This window comes from Bacteroides sp. OM08-11 (assembly GCF_003438665.1).
Classification (GTDB): Bacteria; Bacteroidota; Bacteroidia; order Bacteroidales; family Bacteroidaceae; genus Bacteroides; species Bacteroides cutis.
Window position 1 is genome coordinate 18,434 of record NZ_QSTJ01000007.1, and the last position, 12,878, is coordinate 31,311.

General features: G+C 47.3%; 7 protein-coding genes. 3 read left to right on the forward strand and 4 right to left on the reverse strand.

The window, feature by feature from the left end; translation table 11 throughout:
• Positions 1–8: 8 nt before the first annotated feature.
• Both DXC10_RS12550 and DXC10_RS12555 read right to left on the reverse strand, forming a co-directional pair.
• Entirely contained in the window at positions 9–3,218 is a 3,210-nt protein-coding gene (locus tag DXC10_RS12550) for a leucine-rich repeat protein (protein WP_147331308.1), read from the reverse strand.
• A gap of 266 nt (positions 3,219–3,484) precedes the next feature.
• Positions 3,485–5,194 (reverse strand): AraC family transcriptional regulator, encoded by a 1,710-nt coding sequence (locus tag DXC10_RS12555; RefSeq protein ID WP_117737963.1) that lies wholly within the window; start codon positions 5,192–5,194, stop codon positions 3,485–3,487.
• Between the two features lie 77 nt (positions 5,195–5,271).
• On the opposite strand from DXC10_RS12555, the gene DXC10_RS12560 reads away from it, so the two are divergent.
• The 3 genes from DXC10_RS12560 (at position 5,272) to DXC10_RS12570 (ending at position 10,533) form a co-directional block, all read left to right on the forward strand.
• Complete coding sequence (locus DXC10_RS12560) at positions 5,272–6,927, forward strand: M23 family metallopeptidase (RefSeq protein WP_101546108.1); 1,656 nt, start codon at positions 5,272–5,274, stop codon at positions 6,925–6,927.
• A 61-nt stretch (positions 6,928–6,988) separates the two neighbouring features.
• Positions 6,989–8,632, forward strand: a complete 1,644-nt coding sequence (locus DXC10_RS12565; protein ID WP_187120683.1) for a C69 family dipeptidase — start codon at positions 6,989–6,991, stop codon at positions 8,630–8,632.
• Positions 8,633–8,790: 158 nt separating this feature from the next.
• Positions 8,791–10,533, forward strand: a complete 1,743-nt coding sequence (locus tag DXC10_RS12570) for a phospho-sugar mutase (RefSeq protein ID WP_117737964.1) — start codon at positions 8,791–8,793, stop codon at positions 10,531–10,533.
• Positions 10,534–10,840: 307 nt separating this feature from the next.
• Here DXC10_RS12570 and nudC read toward each other — a convergent pair whose 3' ends face one another.
• Positions 10,841–11,674: an NAD(+) diphosphatase gene (nudC, locus tag DXC10_RS12575; protein ID WP_117737965.1), complete on the reverse strand. Its 834-nt coding sequence runs from the start codon at positions 11,672–11,674 to the stop codon at positions 10,841–10,843.
• 87 nt (positions 11,675–11,761) lie between these two features.
• Complete coding sequence (locus DXC10_RS12580) at positions 11,762–12,391, reverse strand: HU family DNA-binding protein (protein WP_101546102.1); 630 nt, start codon at positions 12,389–12,391, stop codon at positions 11,762–11,764.
• Between the last annotated feature and the right edge of the window lie 487 nt (positions 12,392–12,878).

The window sequence follows — 12,878 nt, forward strand, 5'->3', positions numbered from 1 at the left end:
AATATGGGTTATTGTGTTATATGATTCTGATAATTGCCGGTATTCGTCAGGGCGTCGATGGTGCTCAGGTCTGTACCGGTATTTGCATTGTAATGGATGTTCTTCCAGGTTTTGCCTGCCCAAGTGAGCTCTGTTCCTGTTATGGTGGATGTATAGTTGGGGAGGAACAGGTACTTGAGTTTATAGATTGCAGAGTAGGCAGTTGTACTCACGGTTGGAGTTGGTAATGTGGAACCTGTATAAACAAAGTTTGCCAATACGCCACAAGCGTTGAAGGCATAGTCACCTATACTTGTCAGATTTTTGGGAAGGACAACGGTGACTAGTCCGCTACAGCTTTGGAATGTTTTTGTGGCTATTTGGGGCACGTTGTCGGGAATTCTGATGCTTGTCAGGCTTGTGCAACCATAGAAGGCGGATTGTCCTATCGTTTCCACCTTATTGGGCAGGGTGATGTTCGCCAACTTCTGGCATCCGTAGAATGCATTTGCTCCTATGTTGCTCAATAGTGGTGTCTGCCCTGAGAAGGTAACGGTTGCCAGTTTCGTACACATATTGAATGCGTAATCATCAATTTTCGTCACGCTTTCGGGTATGTCGAGTTCTGACAGTTCCGCGCATTCCTGAAACGCGTATTGTCCTATACTCTCCAGGCGTTTAGGGAGCTTTACGCTTGCCAGTTTGGCGCAACCATTGAATGTACGTGTGGCCAGTGTAGTTACGTTGTCGGGGATGTTGATGCTTGTCAACGCTTCGCATGATTGGAATGCACTTTGCCCAAGACTGTTCAATTGTGGAGCCGCTCCTGCGAAGGTAACGGTTGCCAACTTTGGGCATATATTGAATGCGTATCTTCCTATGCTTGTTACGGTCGATGCGATATTGATGCTTATTAGTTTCTCACAGCCGGTGAACGCGTTGCTTCCAATGGTTTCCACTCCCTCCTCCAGGGTGGCGGTTTTTAATAGGGTGCATCCATTGAAAGTGTCGTCTGATAGTTGCTTCACCGATCCCGGGATGGTGATGCTTGTCAGTCCCGAACCGGCGAACGCGAAAGTTCCTATGCCGGTTATCGTCTGTGGCAGGGTGATGCTTTTCAGACCTGTGCATTTTCTGAATGCTTCGAAGCCTATGTTTATGACTGAGTTTATGGTTACACTACTCAGACCTGTGCAATTGTAGAAAGCGGCTTCTCCTATAGTTTGGGCCGATTTTATAGTAGCACTTTGCAACCGGGTATCATTTAAGAATGCTTCCTTTCCAATGTTTATCATTCCGTCTCCTGTCGTTAGGCTTGTCAGACCGGTACAATTGGCAAATGCTTGCTCTCCTATATCTTTTGTTTTGTCGGGGAGGTCGATGCTCTCTAATACAGCGCAGTAATCGAATGCTTGTTTCTCAATACTTTCCAAGTCTTCGGGCAGTTTGATACTTTTCAGTTTCGAGCAATTATAGAATGCTTGCTCTCCTATTTTCTTCACCTTCTCGGGGATGTCGATGCTCTCTAATACAAGGCAATCCTTGAATGCTTGTTTCTCTATACTTTCCAAGTTATCGGGCAGTTTGATACTTTTCAGTTTCTGGCAATTATGGAATGCTTGCTCTCCTATTTTCTTCACCTTCTCGGGGATGTCGATGCTCTCTAATACATAGCATTGGTAGAAAGCTAAAGTTCCTATGTATGTCACCGTCTCGGGCAGTTTGATACTTTTCAATGCCTTACATGCCCGGAATGCGTTGTTATTTATAATCGTCAATCCGTCGGGCAGGGTGACGTCTGTCAGTGCCGTACAATTATAGAATGATATTTGTCCGGTATCTGTTATCCCTTCCGGGAGTATTACTTTTTTCAATGCGGGGTTCGGATTAGGACTGTTACTGGCGAAATAATTAGGAAGAGTTGTTCCGCCGGTTGCATAAATGGCAAGTGAACTTACTTTGAACTTCTTGGTGCCGCCATCCGTATATTTCATGAGTGTGCTCAAATCTGCAAGATCCGTGTTATTTATCTTTCCGGTGATTATCAGACCGACAGGGCTTTCTTGGGTAGCGTTTTTCAAGGCGTTCAGCAGGGTGGCGTTATCCTTTAGGGTGCCCGGCGTCTCGTTGATAACCAGTATCCCTTCCGCTTCCGCTTCATCGGGCTGCGTAATCACCGTCGGGTCTTGCCATCCGGTGGAGGTGACGCTGAGGGCGCTCACTCCGGTACGGTTCACTTGCAGCACCAGTTTGTGGCAGGTGTTTTCGGTGGTGGTGAGGGGAGTGCCGGGGGTGTAGCTGAAGTGCGTGTCGCCTATATGCAGGCTCATCATCGCCCGGTCTGTGCCAAAGGTTTGTCCCGGCAGCATCAGGGCGTAGAACTTCAGGGAGGTGGCGCCGTTCTTCAGCAGGCGCACGTCCTGGCGGTTCTGCTCGTTCTCGAAGTTGTAGATAGCGGGGCGTCCGTCGGTCTGCATGGTGAAGGTGGAGGCGGCGGATTTCAGATGTACGGTGACTTGGGCTTGCAGCTCTTGGGTGGTCATGCCTTCACCCGGCAGCAGCTCTACACATAGTTGCGCCATGCTGTGTTTCAGGATGAGGTCGAGGGGAGAGCCGGTGGCGGGTATCCCGGTAGCGGCGGTGGGAAGGTCGGCATCGGCGGAACAGTAGCGCAGCAAGTCCATGATGCGCCATTTATCGGCATCGACGGTGTAGGCGTTTCCATCCCAGGCATTGAGGGCATGGCCTTGGGTGGCATCGGTTTCGTAGGTCAACGGCATGTCGTAGGCGCCGGGGGTAGTGGCGTCGGTGTCGGGACCTCGCCACAGGGTGAGCGTGTTGCCTGCGGCTCTTTGCCAGTAGGCGGGTGCGGAGGCTGTCCAGGTGCCGCTGCCCGGTACGTTTCCGGTGGCGGTGTATTCGTAGAGTCCCGAGGAGCGGGTGGACGTGGCGCCCTCTCCGGCGGCGATGGTGACGTGCAGTTGGTCGGCGGTGCGGAAGCCTTGCCAGTCGGTGGCATCGGGAACTGCGGCATCGGCGCGGGTGGCGGGGGTAGTGGCAGGTCGGGTAGTCAGTGTGCCCAGTGCCAGCGTTTCGCCGGTTCCCCGGTTCTCGGTGATGGCAGTCAGGTCGTTGGTGCATCCTGCCGCCAATATCAGGCATACCAGTGTCAGGGCGGTGATGCAGATGGCGGTAACGGTTCGTACCAGTGCCCATCTTTCTTCCTTTAGTACTCTCATGATGTTTACTTGTTTATAGTTTCGCATTCCATATAGGTTTTTTGTTTGCCTTTATCGTTTTCAGCCTGTCCCGTGGGATACCGGGTATCACCGGATGCTGAATTGGCAGCGAATGTATAAACAAACTATAAGACCGCCATTTTTTGTAGTCTTCTCCTTGTCCTGATTTGTCGCTTTGATGTCCTGAAATGTCTCACCCCCGCTCAGAAGGGTATCTGGCGGGGGTGAGGGATGGAAAGGGAAGAGGATGTGACCCGGAAACTCCCTTAAAGACTATCCCGATATTGTGCCGGCGACAGATGGAAAACCTTATTGAAGGCTGTGTAGTAGGCGCTACGGCTGTTGAAGCCCGACAGGGTGGCTATGGCGTCTATCGTGAATTTGTCTTTCTCCTTCAGCAATGCTACGGAGTACTCCACACGGAGACGGTTGAGGTAGCCGCTGAGGTTATCGTTGGCTTGCTCCTGCAAGAGAGCGCTGAGGCGGTTCTTGCTGAGACCGGCTATTTTCATCAGGTCTTCACGGGTCATATTGGGGTTCAGGAAAAGCTTGCCGGATATCAGCGAGGCTTCCATTTGCATGAAACGGAGCCGGTTCTCTTCGTCTTTTACCTCCTGGACGGCTGCCTGCTTTTCTTCGGCCTCTTCCTTTTCTATTTCCGCGTATGCCTTGCGCAGTTCCTCCTTCTGTGCCAGCAACTCGTCTATCTGGCAGACGGCGATGCGGTTGCGCTCGCGGGTGCGGCGCAGGTTGAGGTGCTTTTCCCACAGCAAGATTACCAGCAGCAAGGCTACGAGGCTGGCGGCGGCGAAAAGGATGTATTGGCGTTTGAGCTCAGCCTGAGTCTCACGTATCTGCATGTCTTTCTCCTGCGTTTGGTACAAGATGGCGAATTCGTGTGCCTGGCTTGCCTTTTCACGCTGATAGATATGGTCGTTTACATGGATGATACGTTGCAGGTAGCTGTTTGCCGGTTGCTGATTGCCCAGTCCGCGATAGGCTTGGGCATAATAACTCAATAACGTGGTATAGTTATAGCTGATGGTATCGGCTCCCTGGAAAATGGCGGCGTAATTGTCCAGGCGCTGCAATGCTTCATGGTACTGGTGGTTGTGCAGCAGGTAAGGAACGATTTCAACTTGTCCCACTTGGGAGGAAGAGAAGGCGGTGGCAAGGTAGTTGCGGCACGCCTCGGCGGCTTTCCGGGTTTCTCCCTCTTGCTGATAATACCAGGCGAGCTTGGAATACAGGTATCCATATTGCTGGTCGATATAGCCGGGAGGCGGGCCGGACATGCCACTCATGCGATGGATGACGTCGAGGCGCTGCCGGCATATCTTGATTGCCTCACCGTTGCGGTGGCTGTCGTTGAGGTAGGAGGACAGGTCGCCGTAGTATGTGGACAGGTATGCCAGTTCGCGTACGTTGTCGCTGCCTTTCAGCAGGTCGATGGAACGGTACATGTATTGCAGGGCTTCGTCCCTGCGCTGCATGCCGCCGTATATCCGTCCGATGGTGAATAGCAGTTCGCTTTCCATCGCTTTCTGCTCCTGTGCCTGCGCCAAGCCGATAGCTTCGGAACAGATGCGTATGCCTTCCTCGTACTTGTTCTGACGCTCAAGAACAGCGGCAAGCTGTGTCAGCATTTTCAGCTTGCGGGCAGGAACCGTTTGTACGGAGTCGGTAGTGAGGACACGCCGGAGGTAGCGCTCTTTCAGGGCATACATGCCCAGGCTTTCGTAGACCATGCAACGCAGAATGTCGATGCGGAAAGGTTGCATCCGGTGGGATGCTTCGGCTTCATTGAGCAGGTGCAGGGCACTGTCGGGCATTGACAAATAGATGCTGCGGATGTGCTTTTCGGTGAGTAGGCTGTCGGTAGTTTGGGCGGACTTCGGAGTGTTTGCGGCAAGAATAGTACCGGATATCGGCAGGAATGTCAGGCAGATGACGCACCAGATGCAAAAGTTTCTCATTGTTTATTTCCTGTATTTATGTGGCAAAGATAGGGATTATTTTTATCTTTGCCCTTGTTTTGAAATGACTTATTAGAATGAAAATATCTATCAAACCTATCTTATATTCTTTCTTGCTATTGACAACAACAGGGGCGCAAGCGCAAGAAGCAACTTTTACTCCTCCTTTTGATTTTCCCATTACTTTCTCCGGCAACTTCGGCGAGATACGCGCCAACCACTTTCACGGCGGACTGGATTTCAAGACCGGCGGAACTATCGGAAAACAGGTACATGCTTTGGCAGACGGACATATCTCGCGCATACGGGTGACGCATGGTTCGGGCTATGTGCTCGATGTGGCATACGATAATGGCTATTCCACCATCAACCGCCACCTCAGCGCTTTTGTGTCGCCGATAGCCGAGAGGGTGGAAGCGTTGCAATACGAAAAGGAGAGTTGGGAGGTAGAGATTACTCCCGAACCGGATGAATATCCTGTAAAGGCAGGGCAGGTGATTGCCTTGAGCGGGAACACCGGGTATTCGTTCGGTCCGCATCTGCATCTGGATATGATTGAGGCAGAGACGGGAGACTATGTAGACCCGCTCCCTTTCTTCAAGGCGAAAGTGAAGGATAAGACTGCGCCACGAGCCGAGGGACTTATGTTCTTTCCGCAACCGGGCAAGGGTGTTGTGGAGGGGAAGCAAGATCGCCGGGTATTTCCTGCACATCCTGTGAAACCTATAACAGCTTGGGGGGTAATAGGAGTGGGTATTCGTGCTTACGACCGTATGGATGGAGTAGGTAACCGTTATGGAGTGCACACCGTCATCCTTGAAGTGGATGGAAAAGAAGTGTTCCGAAGTGTAGTAGACCGTTTTTCGTACAATGAAAACCGTTATATCAATTCGTGGACTCAAGGTGAGTTTATGAAGTCGTTCATTGAACCGGGAAACCGCCTGCGTATGCTTCGGGCATCCAATGGAAATCGCGGGCTGGTAGATATCAATGAGGAACGCCCTTATCAGTTTGTCTATACATTGAAGGACGCGCTTGGAAATACCTCGAAGGTACGTTTCACAGTGCAGGGCAAGAAGACGGATATTCGTCCGGTGGAACATCGGGAGAAGTATGCCTTTAAATGGAACCGGACAAATTATCTACAGGAACCGGGTATGGAACTGGTTATTCCGCGTGGCATGCTCTATGATGATGCCTGGCTGAACTATGAGGTACGTGCCGATAGCGGAGACATCGCATTTACTTATCAATTGAATGATACCCGTATCCCCCTGCATGATTATTGCGAGATGCGTATCGGGCTCCGCCGCCTGTTTCTGGAGGATGTATCAAAATATTATGTAGCTTCTGTTACTCCCCGTGGAGGAAAATATAGTGTAGGCGGTAAATATGAAGACGGTTTTATGAAAGCCCGTATTCGCGAACTGGGAACTTATACCGTAGCCATCGATACCATTCCTCCTGAAATAATTCCGGTAAATCCTCAACAGTGGGGGCGCACGGGACGTATCGTTTTGAGAGCGAAAGATAAAGAAACAGGCGTCAACAAGTACCGTGGTACGATTGACGGGGAATATGCCTTGTTCGGCAAACCCAATTCTATAAGTGGCAATCTGGTGTGTGAACTCGACCCGAAGCATGTCAGGAAAGGCGGTAAGCATATTGTGGAAATGACTGTGACGGATGGCTGCGGAAATGAGACTACGAAACAGTTTCATTTTACGTGGTAAGATGCAAATATCTGCCTAATCTGTGGTAAACTGAATTAATAACATTATAAATAGCTAAAGTATGAAAACCAAAAGACTGACTCTTTCCGTCTTGTTTGTGGCTGTGGCAGTGGTGAACGCACTTGCCTGTACCAACCTGATTGTTGGTAAAAATGCCTCGACGGACGGTTCTACCATCGTTTCTTATTCTGCCGACTCTTACGGGTTGTTCGGCGAGTTATATCATTATCCCGCAGGTATGCACAAGAAAGGTACGCTGATTGATGTACACGAGTGGGATACCGGCAAGTATCTCGGTCAAATAGAACAGGCGCGCCAGACTTATAATGTCATCGGTAACATGAACGAATTTCAGGTTACTATCGGTGAAACTACTTTTGGAGGGCGTCCGGAATTAGTCGATACAACAGGTATCATTGATTACGGCAGTTTGATTTACTTGGGGCTGCAACGTTCGCGCACAGCCCGTGAGGCCATCAAGATAATGACCGGATTGGTACAGGAATATGGCTATTACAGTAGCGGTGAGTCGTTTACCATTGCCGACCCTAACGAAATCTGGATTATGGAAATGATTGGCAAAGGTCCCGGTGTGCGTGGTGCTGTGTGGGTAGCTGTTCGTGTACCCGATGATTGCATCTCTGCACATGCCAACCAAAGCCGTATCCATCAGTTCGATATGAACGACAAGAACAACTGCATGTATTCTTCGGATGTTATTTCCTTTGCCCGTGAGAAAGGTTATTTTGAGGGTGTAAACAAGGATTTCAGCTTTGCCAACGCTTATGCGCCGCTCGATTTTGGTGCCCTTCGTTATTGCGAAGCACGTGTATGGAGCTACTTCAATATGTTTACCGACCGTGGCAACGAGTTTCTTCCCTATATCGAAGGTAAGACCCAAACTCCTATGCCGTTGTTTGTACGCCCTAACCGCAAAATCTCGGTACAAGACGTAAAAAACGCCATGCGCGATCACTACGAAGGGACTCCTCTTGATATCAGCAAAGATTTCGGTGCAGGTCCTTATCACACTCCCTACCGTCTTTCTCCGCTTTCATTCAAGGTAGGCGACAAGGAGTATTTCAATGAACGTCCCATCTCTACCCAGCAGAGCGGTTTTGTCTTTGTTGCACAGATGCGCTCCAATTTGCCCGATGCCATCGGTGGAGTACTTTGGTTCGGCACGGACGACGCTAATATGACGGTGTTTACTCCCGTATATTGCTGCACGGATAAAGTTCCCGTTTGCTACTCCCGCGTGGATGGCGCCGATTATATCACTTTCTCCTGGAACTCATCCTTCTGGATTTTCAACTGGGTTGCCAACATGGTTTATCCCCGTTACGACTTGATGATTGGTGACATCCGTGCTACTCAGACAGAGCTTGAAAACACTTTCAATGAGGCTCAGGAAGGCATTGAAGCTGCCGCAGCCAAACTTCTGGAGAAAGACCCGGCTCAGGCAAGGTCGTTCCTTACCAATTATACCAATATGACTGCCCAAAGCACTTTCGATACTTGGAAACGTCTTGGTGAGTTTATCATCGTGAAGTACAACGATGGTGTAGTGCGCCGTATGAAAGACGGTAAGTTTGAGCGTAATTCTATCGGTCAGCCTGCCGGGGTGGTTCGTCCGGGTTATCCCAAGGAATTTCTGGAAGAATATGTGAAACAGACCGGAGATAGATATAAAATACCAGAATGATGGTCTGGGTTGGTTTACAGCTTGTTCATGTTCTTTGTAAATACTGTACAAATCTGTGAATCTGTAGTAAAAAAAATTAGGATAATTGAACTTAATCTTCTACATTTGTGTCTTAACAAATAATTGGAGTATTAACCTTTAATATTAAAAATATTCTTATGGAAAATCAAGAACTGATCAAGCAGGTGACTGAGAAAGCGGAAAAATGGCTTACCCCGGCATACGATGCCGAAACTCAGGCTGAAGTAAAACGTATGTTAGAAAATCCAGATAAAACCGAACTGATTGAGTGTTTTTATAAAGACCTGGAATTTGGCACAGGTGGTTTGCGCGGCATCATGGGAGTGGGTACCAACCGTATGAATATCTATACGGTAGGTGCAGCTACCCAGGGCTTGTCCAACTATCTGAACAAGAATTTCAAGGATATGAAGCAGATTTCTGTCGTGGTGGGTCATGACTGCCGTAACAACAGCCGCCTTTTTGCTGAGATCTCTGCTGATATCTTCTCTGCCAACGGTATCAAGGTATATCTTTTTGAAGATTTACGCCCTACTCCGGAAGTTTCGTTTGCGATCCGTCACTTCGGTTGCCAAAGTGGCATCAATATCACTGCAAGTCACAATCCGAGAGAGTATAACGGTTATAAAGCTTATTGGGATGATGGTGCACAAGTACTGGCTCCACATGATACAGGTATCATTGATGAGGTAAATAAGGTGACTGTTGCCGATATTAAGTTCAAAGGCAACAAAGATTTAATTCAGGTAATCGGTGAGGATGTCGATAAAGTGTATTTGGATAAAGTACATTCCATTTCCATCGATCCTGAAGTCATCAAGCGTCAGAAGGATCTCAGTATTGTTTATACTCCGCTTCATGGTGCAGGTAGAGTGCTTATCCCTGCTTCTCTGAAAGAATGGGGATTTGAGAATGTAAATTGCGTATCCGAGCAGATGGTGAAAGATGGTAACTTCCCGACTGTTGTATCTCCGAACCCGGAAAATGCCGAAGCACTTTCCATGGCGATAGCATTGGCTAAGAAGATTGATGCTGACATCGTAATGGCAAGTGACCCTGATGCCGACCGTGTAGGTATGGCTTGCAAGGATGATAAAGGCGAATGGGTATTGATTAACGGTAATCAGACTTGTTTGATCTTCTTGTATTATATCATCAAGAACCGCATAGCTATGGGTAAGATGAAACCGAATGATTTCATTGTAAAGACCATTGTGACTACTGAACTCATCAAAGCTGTGGCCGATAAGAATAAGATTGAGATGCGCGACTGCTATACCGGTTTCAAGTGGATTGCTCGTGAAATACGTTTGAGTGAAGGCAAGCAACAATATATCGGTGGCGGTGAAGAAAGTTATGGATTCTTGGCAGAAGATTTTGTACGCGACAAAGATGCCGTTTCAGCTTGTTCACTGTTGGCTGAGATCTGCGCTTGGGCGAAAGATCAGGGTAAGACGCTGTATGATGTACTGATGGATATCTACGTAGAATATGGTTTCTCCAAGGAAACTACCGTAAACGTAGTTAAACCGGGTAAGAGTGGCGCCGATGAGATTAAGGCTATGATGGATAATTTCCGTGCCAATCCTCCGAAAGAAATCGGTGGTTCTGCCGTTAAACTGATTAAGGACTACAAGACTTTGAAAGTTACCGATGTTCAGGGCGATGTAAACGAACTGGATATGCCTGAAACATCCAATGTACTGCAATATTTCACGGAAGACGGTACGAAGATTTCTGTTCGTCCTTCAGGTACCGAACCGAAGATTAAGTTCTATATCGAAGTGAAGGGTGAAATGGGTTGTCCGAAATGCTATAAGAGTGCTGATGCTGAAGCTGAAAAGAAAGTTGAAGCTGTACGCAAGTCATTGGGAATTTAAAAGGTAATCAGACCTAAAACAGGAAGGGTGTAAACAGTTTTGATGTTTGCACCCTTTTCTTTTCTATCGTGATCATTCCGATTGTATTAAGCTTCTTTCATTTTCTTTAAGCCAGTCTTCGTAATCATTCTGCGTTAAATGCTGTTTTTATATGCGACAGAGGTCAACAGTTAACAGATAGTACTACAGATTGCGGTTGCACGCCGATTGGTTGATGTGAATGAGAGTCGTTTCATTCGTAGTTGTTCGTTTGTGAGAGCGTGTTTTCCGCAATCTGTTTTTATTGTAATGTCACCTCGTCATCCTGTTACTTTACCATTTTATCACCTCTCCCATCATCTCCATTTTCCAGCCACCAGTCAATCAGTTTTCTCGCAATACTGAGTTTGCGAGGTATCTCCGGCAGATTATCTTTTGAATAGAAACCTGCGGCACTCAGTTCTTCATCTTGCAGTTTGATTTCTCCACTTTCATAATCAGCGACAAATCCTACCATCAATCCACTGGGGTAGGGCCAGGGCTGATTACCGAAATATTGGATGTTCTTTACTTTTAATCCGGTTTCCTCCAGCACCTCCCTGTGCACACATTCTTCCAAAGTTTCTCCGGCTTCCAAAAATCCGGCTACTAATCCGTAGAATGTGCCACGGAAGTTACGGGCATGTACCAACAGAATTTCTTTACCTTTCCTTATCAGTACAATGATAGCAGTGGAAACAGGAGGATACATTTCATTTCCGCAATTGGGGCATTTTTTCATGATAGGAGTTTGCTGTTCCATAGCCGTACCACATACAGGGCAGAAGCGGCTATGCTCATCCCAATAGAGTATCTGGAATGCTTTTCCTGCAGAACGATATTCGTCTGTTGTGATGTATTCATATGAAGCCCGCAATCCGATCATCACCCATTCGTCTGTTTCGGTTATCGGTTGTTCTATGGCAAATGCTCGCACCTGTTTACCGTTGGGTGGAAATACATTGTGAATATGTGCTTCCTGTGCCGGTTTCACAGGCGGTTCGGTGCTGACAGGTATGCTATATCTTATTTCCCCTTTCTCGGTATATCCTTTTCTCAGCAGCAGTTGGTCTTTGAAAAAGACGAACCATTGGGTGTCAGGTTTGGTTTCTGTTGCTTCCATGTCGTTTTGTTTTATAAGATTTCCGTTATTCGATTTTTTCAGATTACTTTTCGGGTACAGAATGAAAAATAATCGACCTATAAATAATTATCCATTCGCTTCCTCCTGCTGCCTGATATAAACCGTTGACCTGCCCAATCCGCGGCGGCGCAGAAATCCTTGCAGAATGAATTTGTTCAATTCGTCAATGGCGGCATGCCTCGTCAGTCCCGTGAGCCTGATGTATTCGCTTTTGGTGATGCAAACATTCTTTTGGAGGAACGCTTTCAGCTTTTCTTTCCTTGATTCTTCGGTAGATATTATCTGTTTCGATTTCTTGGTTTTCGAGTGAATTCGTTCCAGTCTCATGGCGTGTCTGATTTTCCGGCGGAATGTGCTGCTGATACGTAAGTGTACGTTTTGGAACTGCACCGATTCTGCCCTGATTTTTGTCTTGTCATCATCCGTCGGACGCAGGCATTTCAGTGAAGTGCTGAAAAATCCCAGTTCGCCCAGTTCCACGATGTTCCCGTCAGCCAGCAGTTCGCAAAGTTCCTCAATGCAAGCATCCAGTGCCGCACCTATAAGGTTTTTGGGCAGATGCTGATACATGGCCACATGCTCCACAAACTCTTTCTGCGTGTAGGTCTTTTGCGGACAGATACGTGCGTGTAGGGATTTCTTGTCTTCCTTCCCCTTGGGCGAAGGTGTTTCGTAAAGGTCATAATATGCACTCATAGACTATATCTTTCTGTTTCTAAATGAATAAATGCGGTTTCTTCGATAAATAATTCCTGTCTCTTCAATAAACTATTTGTTGCTTATTAAATACTAATCGTTCGACAACTGTTTCTATTTCGTCCGACATTTTTTGAAATATCGTCCGACATATATCGGACGAAATAGAAACGTCTATCGGACGAAAACGTATTGGCATACAAAGATATAGTTTTTAGTGATACGAAGATAGTTTAGGGGGATGAAACTTATAGTTTATAGGAAAGGTTCTTCATCCAGGCAGACAGGCAGAAATATATAATTATTCGGGATAACATATAAAAAATCCCCCGTTAAGGACGAGGGAACCTAATGTTTTCACAACGGAATAATCCTTATTGTGATTTGCTTCATTTTAGTTTTGCAAATATATGAAATAAATTCCTTATGAACAAAGGATTTTAGAAATAAAATAATTACATTTGAAAATATTTTTTTAATAATATAC